General features: G+C 66.4%; 17 protein-coding genes. 5 read left to right on the top strand and 12 right to left on the bottom strand.

The window, feature by feature from the left end; genetic code table 11:
- Positions 1 to 48: 48 nt before the first annotated feature.
- Genes DDE75_RS11720 through DDE75_RS17765 form a run of 3 tightly spaced genes read left to right on the top strand, consistent with a single transcriptional unit; the run spans position 49 to position 4,025 of the window.
- Complete coding sequence (locus DDE75_RS11720; RefSeq protein ID WP_162799009.1) at positions 49 to 2,235, top strand: rhamnan synthesis F family protein; 2,187 nt, start codon at positions 49 to 51, stop codon at positions 2,233 to 2,235.
- Positions 2,225 to 3,346 (top strand): DegT/DnrJ/EryC1/StrS family aminotransferase, encoded by a 1,122-nt coding sequence (locus DDE75_RS11715; protein WP_108502567.1) that lies wholly within the window; start codon positions 2,225 to 2,227, stop codon positions 3,344 to 3,346. Before DDE75_RS11720 ends, DDE75_RS11715 begins: the two co-directional genes overlap by 11 nt.
- Positions 3,330 to 4,025 (top strand): LbetaH domain-containing protein, encoded by a 696-nt coding sequence (locus tag DDE75_RS17765; RefSeq protein ID WP_108502566.1) that lies wholly within the window; start codon positions 3,330 to 3,332, stop codon positions 4,023 to 4,025. Before DDE75_RS11715 ends, DDE75_RS17765 begins: the two co-directional genes overlap by 17 nt.
- Here the strand turns inward: DDE75_RS17765 and DDE75_RS11705 are convergent.
- From DDE75_RS11705 to bglB, 5 genes are all read right to left on the bottom strand, one after another.
- On the bottom strand, positions 4,000 to 5,580 hold the full coding sequence (locus tag DDE75_RS11705; protein ID WP_162799008.1) for a glycosyltransferase: 1,581 nt from the start codon (positions 5,578 to 5,580) through the stop codon (positions 4,000 to 4,002). The two genes, DDE75_RS17765 and DDE75_RS11705, sit on opposite strands and share 26 nt — an antisense overlap.
- A 76-nt stretch (positions 5,581 to 5,656) precedes the next feature.
- Positions 5,657 to 6,955 (bottom strand): TRAP transporter large permease, encoded by a 1,299-nt coding sequence (locus DDE75_RS11700; protein WP_108502564.1) that lies wholly within the window; start codon positions 6,953 to 6,955, stop codon positions 5,657 to 5,659.
- Between the two features lie 3 nt (positions 6,956 to 6,958).
- Positions 6,959 to 7,471, bottom strand: a complete 513-nt coding sequence (locus DDE75_RS11695) for a TRAP transporter small permease (RefSeq protein WP_108502563.1) — start codon at positions 7,469 to 7,471, stop codon at positions 6,959 to 6,961.
- Positions 7,471 to 8,436, bottom strand: coding sequence for a TRAP transporter substrate-binding protein (locus DDE75_RS11690; protein WP_108502562.1), 966 nt, complete (start codon positions 8,434 to 8,436; stop codon positions 7,471 to 7,473). The genes DDE75_RS11695 and DDE75_RS11690 overlap by 1 nt, the downstream gene beginning before the upstream one ends.
- Before the next feature lie 29 nt (positions 8,437 to 8,465).
- Positions 8,466 to 9,638, bottom strand: coding sequence for a beta-galactosidase BglB (bglB, locus tag DDE75_RS11685; RefSeq protein WP_245894715.1), 1,173 nt, complete (start codon positions 9,636 to 9,638; stop codon positions 8,466 to 8,468).
- A gap of 127 nt (positions 9,639 to 9,765) precedes the next feature.
- Between bglB and kdgR the strand changes: the two genes are divergently transcribed.
- Complete coding sequence (kdgR, locus tag DDE75_RS11680) at positions 9,766 to 10,548, top strand: DNA-binding transcriptional regulator KdgR (protein WP_108502702.1); 783 nt, start codon at positions 9,766 to 9,768, stop codon at positions 10,546 to 10,548.
- Between the two features lie 18 nt (positions 10,549 to 10,566).
- On the opposite strand, the gene DDE75_RS11675 is transcribed toward kdgR, so the two are convergent.
- The gene (locus DDE75_RS11675; protein ID WP_108502561.1) at positions 10,567 to 11,442 is read right to left on the bottom strand and encodes a LysR substrate-binding domain-containing protein; all 876 of its coding nucleotides are present in this window, start codon (positions 11,440 to 11,442) and stop codon (positions 10,567 to 10,569) included.
- 142 nt (positions 11,443 to 11,584) lie between these two features.
- Between DDE75_RS11675 and DDE75_RS11670 the strand changes: the two genes are divergently transcribed.
- Positions 11,585 to 12,766, top strand: coding sequence for an MFS transporter (locus DDE75_RS11670; protein WP_108502560.1), 1,182 nt, complete (start codon positions 11,585 to 11,587; stop codon positions 12,764 to 12,766).
- A 39-nt stretch (positions 12,767 to 12,805) separates the two neighbouring features.
- Here the strand turns inward: DDE75_RS11670 and DDE75_RS11665 are convergent, their stop codons facing one another.
- The 6 genes from DDE75_RS11665 to DDE75_RS11640 are packed head-to-tail and all read right to left on the bottom strand — an operon-like array spanning position 12,806 to position 19,130.
- Entirely contained in the window at positions 12,806 to 13,894 is a 1,089-nt protein-coding gene (locus DDE75_RS11665) for an alpha-hydroxy acid oxidase (RefSeq protein ID WP_245894714.1), read from the bottom strand.
- A 47-nt stretch (positions 13,895 to 13,941) separates the two neighbouring features.
- Positions 13,942 to 15,318, bottom strand: a complete 1,377-nt coding sequence (locus DDE75_RS11660) for an FGGY-family carbohydrate kinase (RefSeq protein ID WP_108502558.1) — start codon at positions 15,316 to 15,318, stop codon at positions 13,942 to 13,944.
- A complete protein-coding gene (locus tag DDE75_RS11655; RefSeq protein ID WP_108502557.1) occupies positions 15,315 to 15,629 on the bottom strand; it encodes an L-rhamnose mutarotase in 315 nt (104 codons plus the stop codon). Before DDE75_RS11655 ends, DDE75_RS11660 begins: the two co-directional genes overlap by 4 nt.
- A complete protein-coding gene (locus DDE75_RS11650) occupies positions 15,629 to 16,624 on the bottom strand; it encodes an ABC transporter permease (protein WP_108502556.1) in 996 nt (331 codons plus the stop codon). The genes DDE75_RS11655 and DDE75_RS11650 overlap by 1 nt, the downstream gene beginning before the upstream one ends.
- Positions 16,621 to 17,598 (bottom strand): ABC transporter permease, encoded by a 978-nt coding sequence (locus tag DDE75_RS11645; protein WP_108502555.1) that lies wholly within the window; start codon positions 17,596 to 17,598, stop codon positions 16,621 to 16,623. Before DDE75_RS11645 ends, DDE75_RS11650 begins: the two co-directional genes overlap by 4 nt.
- Positions 17,595 to 19,130 carry a sugar ABC transporter ATP-binding protein gene (locus DDE75_RS11640; protein ID WP_108502554.1) on the bottom strand — a complete coding sequence of 512 codons (1,536 nt, stop codon included), beginning with the start codon at positions 19,128 to 19,130 and terminating at the stop codon, positions 17,595 to 17,597. Before DDE75_RS11640 ends, DDE75_RS11645 begins: the two co-directional genes overlap by 4 nt.
- Between the last annotated feature and the right edge of the window lie 21 nt (positions 19,131 to 19,151).

Here is a 19,151-nt window from a genome sequence, read left to right as displayed (position 1 = left end):
TGCCTGATGGGATCCAGACTGCTTCATCAACGCGGGTGCAGGCCGAACGTGCATTTCCACATCACCACCAACAGCACCCGTGCGGGGGCCGAACGATGGGGCGACGTCTTCTTTGCCCGCGATCTGGCCGAGGCGCTGGCGCTGCAGGGCGCGCAGGCCACGATCCTGACGCGCGGTGAGGACCCGAAGCCCGTGGAGGGGCCGGCCGTCCACCTGAAGATCAACGGCCCGCATCTTGAGGATGCGACCCCCGGCATCGCCAACATCAGCTGGATGATCAGCCCCGCGACCTTTGCCTGTCCGCAGATGCTGGGCCGGTTCCAGCTGGTGCTGAGCGCCTCGGCACGCCAGGCAGCCGATCTTGCCCGCAGCGGTCTGGATGCCCGCCTGATGCATCAGGCCACGAACACCCGGCGCTTCCACCCGTCCCATCGCCCGGCTTCGGCGGAAACGATCCCCGTCCTGTTCGTGGGGGCCTATGCGCCCCGCGCCCGCCGCCGTCTGGTGACCAATGCCATCAAGCTGGGCTTCGACGTGCATGTCCATGGCCCCGGATGGCAGGGCGTGATCCCCGATCGCTGCTGGAAGGGCGAACGCGTTCCGCCCGGACAGTTGCCGGGGCTTTACGCCTCGGCGCGGGTGATCCTGAATTCACACATGCCGACCATGATCGAGCAGGGGATCATGAGCAATCGCAGCTTCGACGCCTTGGCCGCGGGGGCGGTCGTCGTCTCGGACCTGATCGAGGGGTTTCAGGCACCCGACATCCCCGAACTGATGCAGGCGGGAACGACCGAGGAGCTGGGCCGGATGCTGACCGCCGCTCTGCAGGGCCCGCCCGCCGACATGCAGCAGCGCCTGGACCTTCACCGTCGGGTGGCGCGTGATTTCGGCTTCGACGGGGTGGCGGGCCGCCTGATCGCGATGGCGGGTGATCTGGTCGCGGCGGGGACGGTTGCCCCCTTCGCCTTTGCCCGCGGACCCGACCCGCAGCCGATGCCGGATCTGGTCGCCCCGGAACGCTCGGCCAGGGAACAGCAGAAGGGGATGGCGCAGGCCGCCCTGCAGATCAGCAGGATCGCCGCCGCCTTGGCAGGGCCGGAACCCACCCCCGCAACCCCGCCCGCCCCGCCCGAAACCCAGGGCGTCATTCATGCGCTGATGGCCGATCTGCGGATCGCGCAGGCCGCCGCCATGGACCCGCATGCCACCGATCTGACCCGGACCATGGAACGCCCCGCCGCCCGTGCGCAACGCCTGCTGGAGGCGGTCGCCAAGGGATCGGGCGCACATCACGCGCTGCAGCACCCCGCGCAGCGCGATGCGAACATGATCCGCATCATGCGCAACGAGCCGCTGTGGCATGGCAGCCCCGATCATTACCTGCGCGACCCGTTGAAGCGGCATCTGCGCCTGTGGCCACGACGGGCGCCCGTGCCGCTGAAACGCCCCGTGGGCGTCTTTCTGCACCTGTATTACGACGAGCTTGCGCCCGTCTTCGCCGATCGCCTGTCGCGGATCGATGCGCCGATGCGGCTCTATGTCTCGACCGATACCGAGGCCAAGGCCGCACGGCTGAAGCAGGTCCTGCCCGATGCAGAGATCCGCGTGATGGCGAACCGTGGCCGCGACATCTGCCCCAAGTTCGTGGGCTTCGCCGACCGACATGACGACCATGACATCGTGCTGCATCTGCACGGCAAGCGCTCGGTCCATTCCGACCGGCTGGACGATTGGCTGACCCACAACCTGGACTGCCTGCTGCCCCGCCGTGACGAGATCAACCGCATCCTGTCCATGTTCGACGACATCGCGCAGCTGGGCATCGTCGCTCCGGTCATCTTCCGCAATGTCATCGGCGCGGCGCATTGGGGCGACAACTTCGACATCGCCCGGGAAGTCGCCCATCGCATGGGGCTGGGCGATGCCTTGCCTGACGACACCCGCCTGCGCTTTCCCGCCGGGTCGATGTTCTGGGCGCGGGTCGATGCGATCCGCCCGTTGCTGGACCTGGGTCTGACGCCCGACCATTTCCCGCCCGAACTGGGGCAGGTCGACGGCACGTTGGCCCATGCGATCGAACGCATGATCGGCGTGTGCTGCGCAGCGCAAGACCTGCGGATGCTGCCGGTGGCGGGGCGCGGCGTGAACCAGTTCAAGCCGTTCCAGCAGCGCCGGACCTGCAACGGCGATGTCCGCGCCGCCCTTCTGGCCGGAGAGTTCGATGAAAGCTGACGCGCTGGTCACCTTCGGCCGCCCCATCATGCCCGATCCGCAGCAGATCGCGCATTTGATGTCCGAGGCGGTGACGGCCGGTTGGCTCAGCAATGGCGGCATCCTGCACGAACGGCTGGAACGGCGGCTGATGCCGCTGATCGGCGGGGGGACGGTGCGGCTGGTGTCATCGGGCACGATGGCGCTGATGATGGCGCTGCGCATGGGCGACCTTCCCGAAGGGTCCGAGGTGATCACCACGCCCTTAAGCTTTGCCGCCACGGTGCAGGCGATCCTGTGGTGCGGCTTCAAGCCGGTCTTTGCCGATATCGATCCGGTGACGCTGTCTCTGTGCCCCGATGCGGTCGAACGCGCCATCACGCCACGCACGGCGGCCATCCTGCCGGTGCATTTCTTCGGCGTGCCCTGCGATGTCGGCCAGATGGGCGATCTGGCCGCGCGGCACGGGCTGTGGCTGGTCTATGACGCGGCCCATGCCTTCGGCCTGACGCTGGATGGCAGACCCATCGCGGAATGGGGCGACGCCTCGGCGTTTTCGCTGCATGCGACCAAGCTGATGCACACCGGCGAAGGCGGTGCCGTCGCCCTTCCGGGTCGGCAGGCCGACCGCATGGTCCGGATGCGCAATTTCGGGCTGGAGGCGGGACGCATGGTCATGCCCGGCATCAACGCCAAGATGTCCGAGGCGCAGGCGGCCACGGGTCTGTCGGTTCTGGACAAGCTGGACGCCGAAATCGCCACACGCATCCGGTTGCGGGCGCTCTATGATGACGCCTTTGGTGGCTTGTCCCGGGTGTCCATCCATCCCAACCGCAAGGGGGCCAGCGACAGCATGATCTATTACCCGCTGCGCATGCCCGCCGCGCTGCGCCCGCGCCTGATGTTCCACCTGGCCGAGGCGGGTATCCACGCCCGCGACCACTTCCCCTTGTTGTGCGGTCCGGGGACGATGCTGCCCGACAGCCTCATCGCGACCACGGGCGGGCCCGCGATTGCCCCCGATGTCGCGCCTGAATTTATCTGCCTGCCACTGCATTCCGGGGTCACGGACCGGGATGTCGACCGCATGGCCGCAGCAGCAAGAAAGGTCTGCGATGAAATCGACCTCTGAGTTCGACGAGATCGTGGTCTTCGGATCGCGGGGCCACAGCATGATGATCCTGCGCGGGCTGGAAGATCGCTGGCAGGGCCGCGTGCGGGTGCGCGCGGTCATCGACGACATCGATCACGGCTTCACCCATCCGCTGCTGCAGGTGCCTGTGATCACCTCGGACGACCGGCTGCGGCTTTATCCCGACCTGCCGGTGCTGGTCACCCCGGGCAGCACCACCCTGCGAGAGCGGATCGTCGCACGCTTGGAACAAGAGGATGCGACCCTTGCCACGGCCAGTTGCGGCGGTCAGACCCATGTCGATCCTGCGGTGGATTACGGCGCTGGATCGGTCACCGTGCCTCATGTCAGGATCGGTCCCAACGTCCGCATCGGCAGGGCCGTGCAGGTGCTGGCGACCATCGTGGCCCATGACGTTCAGATCGGCGATTTCACCAATCTGAACATCCATTGCAGCGTCTTGGGGCATGTCCAGATCGGCAGCGGCGTCAACATTGCGCCCCATGCGGTCATCGGCAACGGGACCCCCGATCGTCCGCTGCGGATCGGGGATGGCGCGATCATCGGCGTCGGGGCCGTGGTGACCCGCGACGTTCCGGCGGGGGCACGGATGATCGGCAATCCGGCCATGCCCGTCGAGCGGTGGAAGACGCTCAACCGCCTGCTGGATCAGGGCTGAGCAGCGCCAGAAGCGCATCGACATAACGGTCGAAATCGGACCTGCGCACCACCTCGCGGCGCAGATCGCGGCGGCGCGGACGGTCGGCCATGTCAAGGGCGGTGCGCACGAAAGCGTCCCGATCGCCGGGGGGGATGAACTGCCCGAAATCATCCGCGACCCCGCGCAGACCGATGTCGGCGGCATAGCCTACGAAGGGGGTGCCGACCCTTGCGGCATGCATCACCGTTGCAGGACCGGGATCCTGGCGTGAGGTCAGCAGATAGACATCAGACGCATGATACCATGCCAGCGCATCCTGAACGAAGCCCGGCAGGGTCAGATCCAGCCCGCCCAAGATCGCCTTGTCGGCCAACCCCTGCGCCCAAGGGTCCACCGCGCCCAGCCAGACGAAGCGCGCATCGCCGCGTTCGGCGGCAATCGCCTGTGCGGCCTCGATGAACAGGTCGAACCCCTTGCGGTGATCGGCATGGCCGGCGCCGATGAAGACCGGCCCGTCGCCACCCCTCGTCCGGGCGCTTCGCCGTGCGCGAAAGGATGACAGTGGCGTATGCTCCGCAACCAGCCCCGGCTGAATGGTCAGCATCGCATCACCGATATCATCGGCCAGATTTCGCGCCATGGCGGGCATCGAGACGATGATCCTTGCCCCCGCCGCAGCCGCGTCGCGGATCGCGGGCATCAGGCCGTGGTCGCGCAGAAACTCCGGCATCTCGTGCAGCATCTGCAGGCAGGGGCGTCCGGGGGCCAGATCGGCGGTCAGCCCGGCTGCGGCGGCCGTGTTCACGATGGCGGGCATGCCCGGCGACATGGCGTGGGCGATGCCTTGGATGTCCCAGCCCTCGGCCATGATCGCGACGGGTCCCTGCGCCTGGAACGCCGACAGCAACGGCCCGGCCCGCAGCAGGACGAAGACGGGCTGCCAGCCGCGCGCTGCCGCCGCTTGGGCGATCTGCAGCGTCAGGAGCGGAACGCCCGCCTGCTGGGCATCATTCGCCACCAGCAACAGCGGCGCGGAAAGGCCGCTCAGCATCTGGCCGAAACGTCGGCTGCTGTCCTCGGGCGTCATGGCGGCAGGCGGGCAGGGCAGGAAACCGCGCGCCGCGCCTTGGGTGACATAGTGGCGGAAGGGGGCGGCGGCGTTCAGCGGCATGTAGCACTGGCGATAGAACCCTGCATCGAAACCCGCCGAGGGGGACCGCCCGTCATCATCGCCATGCAGCGCGAAATGCACCGCCGCCTGCGCCCCGACAGCCGCCAGATCGGGATGATGCGCCAGATACCAGGCCGGGTCAATCAGCGGGTGGGGCTGGCGCATCTGTCCCGCAAGGCTGCGCGCGACCAGATCCTGCAGCGCGGTGGTCGCGCCCTGATCAGCCCAATCGGGATAGCGCCGCTTGTAGAATTGCGCTGCGAAATAGGGGCCTGGATCGTGGCCCTGCGCCTCGCCCTGGCGGAGGTAGTGACCAAGCCCCCTCTGCTTGGCATCGCCGATTTGCGCCGCATAGTGGTCGGCATCGAAAAACACCGCCATCCTGCGCTTGACGTCGTTCATGCCACCATCCCGATCATGCGGCAGGCACCGCAGGGCCATTCAGCCCCAAGCGGCGCCCGCTGTCACGTCGAAATCGTCAAAGCCCGAAATGCCGGGGCAGCCACATGGTCAGCGCGGGCAGATAGGTGACCAGCATCAGGACCACCAGCAGCAGCAGGTAGAAGGGGCCAAGGGCGCGGACCGCAGCATCGACCTTGACGCGGGCGACGCTGGCGCCGACGAAGAGGCCGGTGCCGACCGGGGGCGTGATCGTGCCGATGGCCAGGTTGAAGATCATCACGACGCCGAAATGCACCGGGTCATAGCCGACCTTCTGCGCGATGGGCAGCAGGATCGGCGTGAAGATCAGGATGGCCGGTCCCATGTCCATGAAGCAGCCGACGACCAGCAGCAGCAGGTTGACAATCAGCATGACCATCACCGGATCCTCGGATATCGCAAGAATGATCGCCGTCACCGCCGCGGGGATCCCCGTAAAGGCCATCGCGAAGCTGAGCGCCGCCGAGGCCGCCAGCAGCAGCATGATCGCGCCGGTCATCTGCACCGTCTCGATCAGGAAGCCGGGCAGGGCGCGCAGCGGCACGGTGCGGTGGATCACGAAGGCCAGCAGCAGCGTATAGACGACGGCGATGCCCGATGCCTCGACCGCGGTGACGATGCCCAGCATGATGCCGCCGATGATCAGCACGATCAGCATCAGGCTGGGGATGGCGCGTCCGATCACCCGCAGCGCGTCGCGCGCGCCGATGCCCTGGGCCACGGGCCATCCGCGCCTGCGGGCGATGATGCCCGTCAGGATCATCATCCCGATCCCCCAAAACGCGCCTGCCACCGCGCCGCCCAGAAACAGCGCGCTGATCGAGGCGCCCCCCGCCACCAGCGAATAGATGATGAAGGCCGTCGAGGGCGGGATCAGCATGCCCGTGGGCGCACTGGCGATGTTCACCGCCGCGGCAAAGCCCGGATCATAACCCTCGCGCTTCTGCATGGGAACCATGACGCCCCCGATCGAGGTCGAGGCCGCGATGGCCGACCCCGAGATGGCGCCGAACAGCATGTTGCCCGCGATATTGGTCTGGGCCAGCGATCCGGGGATGCGCCCCGCGATCAGCTTGGCGAAATCGACCAGCCGGACGGCGATGCCGCCCGAATTCATGACGACGCCCGACAGGATGAAGAAGGGCACCGCCAGCAGGGTGAAACTGTCCAGGCTGGCCAGCATCTTCTGGGCTGCGGTGAACAGCGCCATGTCCAAGGGCAGCACCAGCAGCACCGCCGCGATGGCCGCCGCCGTGATGGACAGCGCCAGCGGGATGCCAAGCGCCGTCAGTATAGCGAAGACCGAGATCAGGATCAGGCTGGCGGGTCCGGCCATCGACTATTCCCCCATCAGTTCGGCCTGGGTCTGCGCATCCGCGTGACGGCTGCGGCCCCGCGCCAGATCGGCAAGGTTCAGGACGGCATAGAGGATCATCACCGCCCCGCTGACAGGCAGCGCCAGATAGACCCATGACATGGGGATGCGCATGACCGCGCTGGTCTGGCTGGCGGCGATGGTCACGCCCTTCATGCCACCCCAGATCAGCACGATGCCCGCAAATGCCAAGAAGGCCAGTGCCACAAGGGCATCCAGCAGCAACCGGCCACGCGGCGACAGGCGGTCGCGCAGCATGTCCACGCTCATGTGGCCGCCGCGGCCCGTGGCATAGGCCGCGCCCAGAAGCGACATCCAGATGACGCCATAGCGCAGGATCTCCTCGGTCACCGAGGATGGCGCGTTCAGCGCATAGCGGCTGAAGACCTGCCAGACCAGGACGGCCACCAGGATCAGGACAAGGCCGCAGCACAGCGACCCGAGGGTCAGGTCGATCATGCGCCGCAGCCGGTCCATCAGGCGCCCCCGGCGGCGCGGATCTGGTCCACCACGGCGGCGTTCGTGTCGTCCAGCTCGTCATAGATGGGGGCGACGGCCTCGCGGAAGGGGGCGATGTCGGGCTGGTGGAACTCCATGCCGAAATCATCCTTGGCCTCGGTCGCGGCGGCTTCGACCGCGTCGTCCCAGACCGTCTTGTGGAAGTCGGTGGATTCGACGGCGGCCTGCGTCACGGCGCTTCGCTGATCCTCGGTCAGGCGATCCATGGCGGCAGTGCCGATCAGCAGGATGTCGGGGATGCGGGTGTGACCGTCATAGCTGTAGTGCTTGGCGACCTCGGCGTGGCGGGCGATGGTCAGGGCGAATTCATTGTTCTCGGCCCCGTCCAGCACGCCCTGCTGAAGCGAGGTATAGACCTCGGCCTGGCCCATGGCGACGGGGGTCGCGCCCAGAAGCTCGGTCATGCGGATGGCGGTGGGGCTTTGCAGCACGCGGATCTTCAGACCCTTCAGATCCTCGACCGCCATCACCGGCGTCTTCGAGGTATAGAAGTTCCGCGCCCCCGAGTTGTAATAGGTCAGCCCCGTGAAGCCCAGATCGGCGGTGGATTGATAGATCGGCTCCATGATCGCGGCATCGTCCATCACGCGATAGAAATGGTCCTGATCGTCGAACAGATAGGGCATCGGAAAGACGCCATAGACCGGCGCAAAGCTTTCCAGCAGCCCGCCCGAGACCTTGGTCATGTCCAGCGCGCCGCCCTGCACCATCTCGACCATCTCGCGCTCGCCGCCCAGCTGGCCGTCGGGGAAGAACTGCACGGTGACCTCGCCGCCGGTCTTTTCCTCGACCAGGGCTGCGAATTTCTGCATCGCCTCGACGGTGGGGGTGGCGTTCTGGGCATAGCCGAAGCGCAGCGTCTCGGCCTGTGCGGCGCTGGCAAGGACCAGCGCCATGGCCGTCATCGGGATCAGTCTTGTCATGGTGTCTCCTCCTCCAAGGACAGGCGCGGTCAGATATAGCCGCGCAGGTATTCGGCCAGCGCCAGCATCGCCATCGCCTGCCCGTAGGGCATCGAGGTGCGCGGGATCTGGCGGTAATAATCAAGGTCGCTGCCCATGGCGGTGCCGAATGACACGTTCCGCAATTCGCCCTCGGGGCTGATGTTGTCGATCACGGCGCGGATCGCGCGTTCGGCCACGGGGGCGTATTCGGCGGGCAGATAGCGTTTGCGCACGCCTTTCAGCAGCCCGTATGCGAAGCCCGCCGTGGCCGAGGCCTCGAGGTAGCTGTCGGGATCGTCCAGCAGCGTGTGCCACAGGCCGCTGTTGTCCTGCGTGGCCTTCAGCGCTGCCGCCTGGCGTTCGAACAGCGACAGCAGGTGGCGGCGTGTCGGATCGCCTTGGGGCAGGTCCAGCAGCTCGATGAATTCGGGGATGACGATGGTGATCCAGCTGTTCCCCCGCGCCCAGAGCGCGCGCGCGAAGTTGTGGTCGCCGTCGAAGGTCCATCCGTGGAACCACAGGCCCGACCGCGTGTCGGCCAGATACTGGGCGTGCAGCAGGAACTGGTATTTCGCCTCCTCGACGTAATCGGGGCGGTTCAGCACCAGCCCGATCTTGGCCAGCGGCATGACCGACATCATCAGCGTGTCGTCCCAGATCTGCTGGTCGTTCACGCTGTTGTAGACGATATGCTGCAACCCGCCCTGACGGGTGCGCGGCATGTCGTGCATGACCCATTCGGCCCAGGTGTCCAGATAGGGCAGCCAGACCGGGTTGCGGTCGCGTTCGTAAAGATGCGCCAGCGTCAGGAAGGGGGCGACGGTGTTGATGTTCTTGGTGGGCGTGCCCTCGGCCAGTCGGGCGTCGAACCAGTCGCGGATGATCCCCATGGCGCGATCGCTGCCGGTCTGCTGCCAGTATTGCAGCAGGCCATAGAGCCCGATGCCATGGGTCCATTCCCATCCCGCCCAGCCCTTGGTGTCGATGACGCGCCCATCCTCCAGCCGCAGCAGGAATTCGCCGGTCGTATCGGTGATGTTCACCAGGTTGTCGGCCAGCCGCTCGATCAGGCCGCCGACCTCTGCGCGAGAGATGAAATGGTCTTTCTGGCGCAGCAGCGGGTGCATGGTCGATTCTCCGTTGGTAATTTCGGAACGGCGTTCCGGAAATGAGATCAGCATGGCACGTTTCATAAATCAACAGTTTTTTGGATCCACTGAAACCTCAGCAATCACAGGGTGATACGCCATATTGACAGATCGTCGGTGTTTTTACAGAATGGTGTTCCGAAATTTCAGGAACATCGGCATGGCCCCTAGACCCCCCAAGACCGAAAATGCTGCCGCCGTGCTGAAGGTCTTTGCGGTGCTTGAATCGCTGGCCGAGACACGGCGCGCACCCTTGGCCGACATCGCGCAGCGGGCGATGACCTCGAAGACGACGGCGCACAGGCTGCTGCAGACCATGGTCGATCTGGGCTATGTCGAGCAGGAGCCCGAGACCGACCGCTATGGGCTGACGCTGAAGCTGTTCGGCCTTGGCGCGCGCGTGCTGCGGGGACAAGAGGATCTGCTGAAATGCTGCGACCGGGAAATGGGTCGCCTGTCGCGCGCCACGGGTGAATCCATCAACCTTGGCGTGATGGACGACAGCGATCAGCGCGTGGCCTATATCCACAAGTACGACAGCGCCTATGGGCTGTCGATGCAATCCACCCTTGGCCGGCGCAATCCGCTGCATTCGACGTCGCTTGGCAAGGCGCTGCTGGCCTTCCGCGACAAGGCCGAGATCGACGAGAGGCTGGCCGCGATGGACCTGCGCAAGCTGGCCCCGCGCACCATCACCGATCCCGACGCCCTGCGGGCCGAACTGGATGCCACCCGCGCCCGCGGCTATGCCGAGGAGATCGAGGAAAGCGAGGCCGGCGTCCGCTGCATGGCGGTGCCGGTGATGGATCACGCCGGACGTTCCGTGGCCGCCATCAGCATCGCCTTCCCGCTGGTCCGTTTCGACGAGACGCGCAAGCCCGAATATGTCGCCCTGCTGCTTGAGGCCGGACGCGGTGCCTCGGCCGCGCTCGGCTATCGCTAGCGCTCGGCGTCCTGCGGCCTAGTCCCGGCCGTATTGCCCGATGCACCACGACCAGACGGCATCGGCGGCGCTGCCCGGATGCGGCGATCGCTTGCGCAGCAGGTAAAAGCCGGTGTCGGCGTCGAAGCCGGGGCTGCCCAAGTCGATCAGGCGCCCTTCCGCCAAGTCGGCTGCGACGAAGGCATGGCAGGCGATGGCCACCCCTTGCCCGGCCAATGCCGCTTCCAGCGCCAGGGATGTCTGGTTGAAGGTCGCCCCGGGCAGCTTTTCATCGGTGGCGAAGAACCGCGACCAATAGCCATAGGCGTCATGCAGCAGGGGCAGCCCCGCGATCCGTTCCTTGACCGATGCGCTTTCCCGGCCGCCGATCAGATGCGGGCTGGCGACCAGTGCCAGCGTCTGCGAAAACAGGAAGCGGGCCTCGATCCCATGGGGAAAGGGGGGGCGGGTTTCGCGCACCGCCAGGTCGATCCGGTCGCGGTCGAAGTCCGAAACGGAGGTCGTCGCCACCGTGCGCAGTTCGACGAAGGGCAGGGCGGCCTGCAGGGCGGACAGCTGCGGGATCAGCATCCGCGTGGCGAAGGTCGGCGTGACGCTGATGGTCACCACCCCGGCGCGGTTCTGCAGGCGGTCGGTCGCCGTGGTCAGCAGGTCGAAGGCGCGCGACAGATCCGCCAGATAGGCCCGCCCCTGGTCCGTCAGCGCCAGACCCCGCGGCAGGCGGTCGAACAACGCCATGCCCAGGTGATCCTCCAGCAGGCGGACCTGCTGGGCCACGGCGCCTTGGGTCACGCCCAGCTCCTCGGATGCGGCGCGAAAGTTGAGGTGACGACCCGAGACCTCGAAGGCGCGCAGGGCGTTCAGCGGCGGCAGGGAACGGCGGGTGAATGACATCGTGATCCAGCAGATTTTCTACACCCCAGATCAAGCATAACTTGCGCGCAAGGCAACCCGTGATCGGTCATGATGCACACGGCCCGTCGTCTTGACCCCAAGGGAAAGACGGGCCGAACGACCGATCAATAGCAGGACCGCCATGACCGCCCATCGCCAGTTGTCGCTACCGACATCCTATTCCGTCGTGCTTGCCGTCAGCGGCACCCATCTGATCAACGATCTGATCCAGTTCCTGCTGCCGGCGCTTTATCCCGTGCTGAAATCGGAATACGCGCTCAGCTATTTCCAGCTGGGGCTGTTGACGCTGGCCCAGCAGATCACCGCCTGCGTGCTGCAGCCGATCATGGGGCTTTACGGCGACCTGAGGCCCAAACAGTACATGCTGGCGATTTCGATGGCGGTGGTGGCGGTGGGCGTCCTGATGCTGGGGCTGGCCAATTCGTTCGGTCTGCTGCTGGCGGCATCGGCGGTGCTGGGCATCGGATCGGCGCTGTTCCACCCCGAGGCCTCGCGCGTGTGTCGCATGGCGTCGGGCGGCCGATACGGCTTTGCCCAGTCCAGCTTCCAGGTCGGTGGCAACACGGGGACGGCCCTCGGTCCGCTGGCGGCGGCGCTTTTCGTGCTGCCCCTGGGGCAGATCAGCACCGTCTGGTTCGGCCTGCTGGCGGTCGTCGGGGTGATGATCCTGATCCGCATCGCCGCCTGGTTCACCGATCACCAGAAGGCGCTGAAGGCTGCCGGGACGCCGATGGCCGCAGGCCCCCGGTTGCCACGGTCGCGCCTGATCCTGGCCTTCGCCGTCATCGGAGCCCTGCTGCTCAGCAAATTCGTCTATATCGAGACCTTCAAAAGCTATTACGCCTTCTTCCTGATCGAACGCTTCGGGCTTGAGATCCGGCAGGCGCAGACCATCCTGTTCATCTTCCTGGGCGCCGTGGCGCTTGGGACATTCGCCGGCGGTCCCATCGGCGACAGGATCGGGCGGCGCAGGGTGATCTGGGTGTCCATCGTGGGCGCCCTGCCGTTCGCCCTGCTGTTGCCGCATGCTAACCTTGCCGGTGCGGTCGCGCTCAGCATAGCGGTCGGGCTGATCCTGTCTTCGGCCTTTTCCGCCATCGTGGTCTATGCGCAAGAGCTGATGCCGCAGAAAGTGGGCATGGTGGCGGGCTTCGTCTTCGGTTTTGCCTTCGGGGTCGGGGCCTTGGGCGCGGCGGCCTTGGGCGGGCTGGCCGACATGATCGGCATGCAGCAGGTGTTCAACTATCTGTCCCTGCTGCTGTTCCTGGGGTTCCTGACCGCGCTGCTGCCCGAGGTCGAATGACCCGCATCCCGCGATGCCCCGGACAGGCATCGCGGCAGCCTAGCGAAAGCGCAGCATCTGCGGGGTCAGCTCGCGGATGTTCCTGACCCCCATCAGGCGCATGTCGCGGGTGATCTCGGCGGTCATCTGCGCCAGCATCCGTTCGACCCCCGGCTGTCCGGCCGCCGCCAGCGCATAAAGATAGGCGCGCCCCAGCCCCACGGCCTTGGCCCCAAGCGCCAGCGCCTTCAGGACATGGGTTCCGCGCTGGACGCCGCCGTCGATCATGATGTCCATCCGGTCGCCGACGGCCTGCACGATCTCGTCCAGCTGATCGAAGGCGGTGCGCGACCCGTCCAGCTGAAGACCTCCGTGGTTCGACAGCACGATCCCCGCGCATCCGATATCGGCGGCGCGGCGGGCGTCCTCGACGCTCATGATGCCTTTCAGACAGAAGGGGCCGCCCCATTCCGCGACCATGCCTGCGACATCGTCCCAGTTCATCGAGGGGTCCAGCATCTCAGTGAAATAGCGCCCTATGGTCAGCGCGTCGCCCTTCATGTCGATATGCGCATCCAGTTGCGGCAGGGAAAAGCGCTCGCGCAGCAGATAGTTCAGGCCCCATGCAGGCTTCAACCCGAACTGGGCGATGCCGGCCGGTGTCAGACGGAAGGGGATCGAAAAGCCGCTGCGCAGGTCGCGTTCGCGATTGCCGCCGGTGATGCTGTCCACCGTCAGCATCATGACGTTGATCCCGCTGTCCTTGGCCGCCTGCATCATGGCAGAGTTCAATCCCCGGTCGCGATGGAAATAGAACTGATAGACCTGCGGGTTCGCGTGCCTTTCCGAAAGCTCGGCCATAGAGACGGTGCCCAGGGACGAGACCCCGAACATCGTCCCGAAACGCTCGGCCGCCGCGGCGGTGGCGCGTTCGCCCCGGTGGTGGAACAGCCGCTGCAAGGCGGTCGGCGACAGATAGACCGGCAGATCGATCTTCTGGCCCATGACAGTGGTCGACAGATCGACCTCGGACACGCCGCGCAGGACGTTGGGCACCAGATCGCAGCGCGCGAAGCTTTCGCTGTTGCGGCGCAGGGTCAGTTCGTCGTCGGCCCCGCCGTCGATGTAATCGAAGATGGGCCGCGGCAAGCGTCGCTGCGCAAGGTGCCGGAAATCATGGAAATTATGGCAGTTGTTCAATCGCATTCGAGGTCTTTCACATGCTGGGCCCATCGCGCCGCATAGGCGCGCATCGGTGCGGGGTCGGCGCAGGTCACGGGCATTGTCCGGGGCGGGGGCGCATCCAGCCCTGCCAGCATTGCTGCCCCGACGCTGGTCCCCGTGGCCGAGGCCGCGATGCGGACCTCGGGCCGAAGGGCGGCCAGCATGGCGGTGAAATCGGCGTTGCGGGCAAAGGGGCCCTCGACGATGACGGGACCCCTGGCGCCGGCAAGCGACAGGCAGGTATCGGTCATCAACGCCAGGTACCACGACAGCGCCAGCATCCGCGCACCATCGGTCGTGGGCTGGCGGGTCCAAGCGTGGCGGCGGGTCTGGAACGGCCCGCTGTCATTGACGACCGAGGGCAGCAGGGCGAGGCCCGCCAGAACCTCGGCGCGGTCGGCGGGGGTGGGGATGGCATCGCAGCCGTCGCGGATGACCTCGTATTCGCGGCCCCCCATGAAGCGGGCCGAGGGGACGGGCTGTCCAAGCGCATTCACGTTCACCAAGGTGTCGCGGGCCGGGTCCAGCACCGGCGCATCGCCCCCTACCGCCATGGCGATCACCCAGGTCCCGGTCGAGACGACGGAGAACGGTGCCCGCTGCGACAGGATATGCGGATAGAGCGAGGCATTGCTGTCATGGATCCCGCAGGTGACGGGAACCTGCGGCGACATGCCGGTGCGCGCGGCGATATCGGCGCTGATCGTCCCCAGCACCGCATCCGCGCGACGAGCGGGCGCGATCTTGCGGGTCAGATCCAGCCGTTCGACCAGCGGCGAAAACGCCCCCCGATGCGGGTCCCACAGATCGGTATGGCACCCAAGCGAGGTCACATCCGTCGCCAGCTGCCCCGTCAGGCGAAAGCCCCAGAACTGCGGATAGGTCACCACATGCGCCACCCGGTCCCGCAGCCCCGGGTCGCTCTCGAACTGCCAGAACAGCTGCGCGCCAAGGTTCAGCCCAAGCGGCAGGCGCGGGGAACCGGTCTGGGTAAAGGGCGGGCGGATGGCGTCATAGGCCGCGGCCAAGCTGTCCGGTCCGTCGTGTTCGTAATCCAGCATGGGCACGGCCAACCCGCCTTCGCGATCCAGCAGGACCGCACTGGCGCCATGGGTCGTGACCGCGATGGCGTCGATCCCGTATTCGGCCTGAAAGGCGCTCAGGTGATCGAGGAAGAAGGCCCAATGCCCCTCCAGGTCAAAGCTGGGCCAGGGCGGGCCGGGCAGCACGCGGTTGGGGCGCGTGACCACCGCGATCTCGCGCAGGGTCCGGCCATCGACCAGCGCCAGCTTGGCATTGGTCTTGCCGACGTCGATCACCGCGACATGGCGGGCATGGGGTTCGGTCATGGCATCATGAAGACGGTATCAAGCTCGATCTGACGCGGGCGGTTGTCGGGGTGCGTCTGCATCAGGTCGGCCATGTGATCCCACCAGCGGCGCATCACGGGTTCATCGACAAGGGCGGCCATGCCGTGATCGGACCTGCGCCACAGGACACCGAACAGCGCGTTCGTTTCGGGGTCGTGGTGGATCGAGTAGTCCTGCACCCCGGCATCCCGCAGCAGCGCGACCAGCTCGGGCCAGATCGCGTCATGGCGACGGCGGTATTCCTCAAGGCAGCCGGGGTTCAGGACCATGCGGAAGGCGTATTTCTCCATCACCTGCTCCTTATTCTGGACCACAGCCGCGGCAGGGCGATCACCCCGATCAGCAGCAGCCCGATGAAGATCGACATGACGATGCCCGGCACGTTCAGCAAACCCAGCCCGAAGGTCACCAGCCCCATCACGAAGGCCGCGATCACCACGCCGCCGATGGTGCCCGACCCGCCCAGGATGTTCACGCCGCCAAGGACGACCATGGTGACGACCTCCAGCTCCATCCCGCTGGCGATGGACGACCGGGTCGATCCGAGGCGCGAGGTCAGGCAGACCGCCGCCAGCCCCGACATCAGCCCGGTCAGCAGGAACAGGATCATCTTGACCCGCGCCACCCGGATGCCGGAAAACAGCGCCGCCGTGGGGTTGTTGCCGACCGCGAAGACCGCGCGGCCAAAGTTCGTCCGGTGCAGGATGACGGCATAGACCACCGCCAGCAGCGCGAAGATCACGAATTCGACCGTGATCACCCAGAAGGCATAGCCCTGCCCGAAGACCGCGAAGCTGTCGGGATAGCCGCGGAAGGCGCCATCGCCCAGGATGATGAAGCTGATGCCGCGAAACAGGCTCATGGTGCCGATGGTCACGACGATCGAGGGCAGCCCAAGGCGCGTGACCATCAACCCGTTGAACCCGCCGCAGATCAGGCCGGTCGCCAGCCCCGTCAGCACGATGACCGGGGTCCCGAAACCCGCCTGCATCACAAGCCCCATCGCGGTGGAGGCCAGCGCGATGATGGCGGCGACCGACAGGTCGATCTCGCCCGCGATGATCAACAAGGCCATGGCAAAGGCGATCATCGCCTTCTCGGTGAAGTTGAAGGTCGCGTCCGACAGGTTCCAGGGATCCAGGAAATAGGGCGAGGCGAAGCTGTTCAGGGTGAAGATGAAGACCGCCACCAGCAGCAGCAGGCTTTCCCAGCTTCTCAGCACGCGGCTGACGGGACTGGTCAGCTGGTCGGGGATCCTGCGGTTCGTGGTCGTGGTGATGCTCATGTCCCCTGCCCCGCCGATTTCAGGATGATCCGCCCGCGCGAACGGCCCGACCGTGAATTGAAGGTCACGGCCACCAGGATCGCCGCCCCCGAGATCGCCAGCTGCCAGAAGGGCGAGATGTCGACCACCGGCAGCGCGTTCTTGATCACCCCCAGGAACAGCGCCCCCAGGATGGTGCCAAGGACCGTGCCGACGCCGCCTGCGATGGACACGCCGCCGATGACGCAGGCGGCCACGACGTCCAGCTCGAACCCGCCGGCGATATCGACATAGGCGACCGCATAGCGCGAGATCCACAGATAGCCCGCCAGCCCCGCCAGCGTCCCCGAGATGACGAAGGCCCGGAACTGCGCCCGCCCCACGTCGATGCCGGTATAGACGGCGGCATGGGGGTTGTTGCCCGCGGCATAGAAGCTGCGGCCCATGGGCGTGCGCGCCATGATCAGCGCCATGCCCGCCGTCACAATAATCGCCAGCCATCCCAGCACCGGCAGGCCCAGGATCGGGGTGCGCGGAAAGCCGGTGAAACTTGCCGACATCTCGTGGCTGTTGATCCATGCGCCATCCGACAGCAGGAAAATGATGCCGCGATAGATGGTCATCGTCCCAAGCGTCACGACGATGGGCGGGATGGCCAGCTTCCAGACCAGAAGGCCGTTCACCGCGCCCATCACCGCCCCGCAGGCCAGTGCCACGATCAGGATGACCGCGACGGGCAGGCCGGGAAAGGCGACGTTCAGCATGGCGCAGATCATGCCCGTCAGCGCCAGGTTGGCCGCCACCGACAGATCGATGCAGCGGGTCAGGATGACGACCATCTGGCCAAGCGCCAGGATCATCAGCGGCGAGGTGTCGTTGAAGACGGCCATCAGGTTCGCCGGGGCGACGAAGCCCGGAAAGCGCGTGGCGATCAGCGCCAGCAGCAGCAGGATGGCGCCCGTCAGGTTCGCCTCGCGCGATTTCAGCATGCTCATGCGGCTTGCCCCCTTGCGCTGTCGGTGATGCCCGCGGCGTGGCGGACAAGGGTTTCGGGGGTCAGGTCGTCGCCCTGCAGCTGGGCGGCGATGCGGCCCTCGCGCATGACGATGACGCGGTCGGACATGCCCATGATCTCGGGGATCTCGGATGAGACCATGATCACCGACAGTCCCTCGGCCGCCAATTCGGACATGAAGTCGTGGACGGCGGCCTTGGACCCGATGTCGATGCCCTTGGTCGGCTCGTCCAGGATGATGACCTTGGGCTGCGTCGCCAGCCATTTGGCGATGACGACCTTCTGCTGGTTGCCGCCCGACAGGGCGCCCACGCGCGTGTCCAGCGAGGCCGCGCGCAGGTCCAGCCGTTCGACATAGCGCCGCGCCAGCGCGAATTCCTGCGCCATCCGGGTGAAGCCCGACCGCGATGTCTTTCCCAACGACGGCAGCGTCACGTTCTGGAAGATGGGCATGTCCAGGATGGCCCCCTGCTTGCCGCGATCCTCGGGGACATAGACGATGCCAGCGGCGATCGCGTCGGCGGGGGATCGGATCACCCTGATGGTCCCCTCGACCCGCGTGACGCCCTTGGTGGGCCGGGTGATGCCGATCAGGCTCTGCATGAATTCCGACCGGCCCGCGCCGACCAGGCCATAGAAGCCCAGGATCTCGCCCCTGCGCAGGGTAAAGCCGATGTCGTCGAATTCGGTCGGATGGCAGTATCCCACGACCTTCAGAACCTCGTCGCCGATGACGGGCGCGCGCTTGGGATAGATCTGGTCGACCGAGCGGCCCACCATCATCTGGACCAGTCTGCCTTCGTCCATCTCGGACATCAGGCCCTGCCCGGCGAACTGCCCGTCGCGGAAGACGCACCAGCGGTCGGCGATGCGGAAGATCTCGTCGAACTTGTGGCTGATGAACAGGATCGCCTTGCCCTGCGCCTTGAGGGTCTCGACCAGAACGTAAAGCTCCTCGATCTCCTTCTGGCTCAGCGCGGCGGTGGGTTCGTCCATGATCACCACGCGGGCATCGACCGACAAGGCGCGCGCGATTGCCACCAGGTGGCGCGAGGCGATGCCGAGGTCCTTCAGCCGCGCCCCGGCATCGATACCGGCGCCGATGCCGTCCAGCAGGGATTGGGCCTTTCGGCGCATCGCCTTGGTGTCGATCAGGCCGAAGCGCCCGCGCGGGGCATGGCCCAGAAAGATGTTCTCGGCCACGCTCAGCTCGTCGAACAGCACGGTTTCCTGGTGGATGGCAGTGACGCCCTGATCGGCGGCCGCCTGCGCGGACGGGAAGCGAACCTCGGCCCCGTCCATCAGGATGCGCCCGCCGTCGGGCTGATAGATGCCGGTCAGGGTCTTGACCACCGTCGACTTCCCGGCCCCGTTTTCGCCGACAAGGGCGGTGACCTGTCCAGCGTGCAGCTCCAGGTGCACGCCGTCCAGCGCCTTGACGCCGGGAAAGGTCTTGGTGATGGCATCAAGCGCAAGCACGGGCTGCCCGGCCGCCGCAGAGCGTTCGTTCATCTGAACCTCGCCTGTCGTCAG

The organism is Paracoccus indicus (assembly GCF_003056335.1).
In the GTDB taxonomy this organism is placed as follows: Bacteria; Pseudomonadota; Alphaproteobacteria; order Rhodobacterales; family Rhodobacteraceae; genus Paracoccus; species Paracoccus indicus.
Note: the sequence above shows the minus strand (reverse complement) of the source record. Positions and strands in the feature narration are given on the sequence as shown.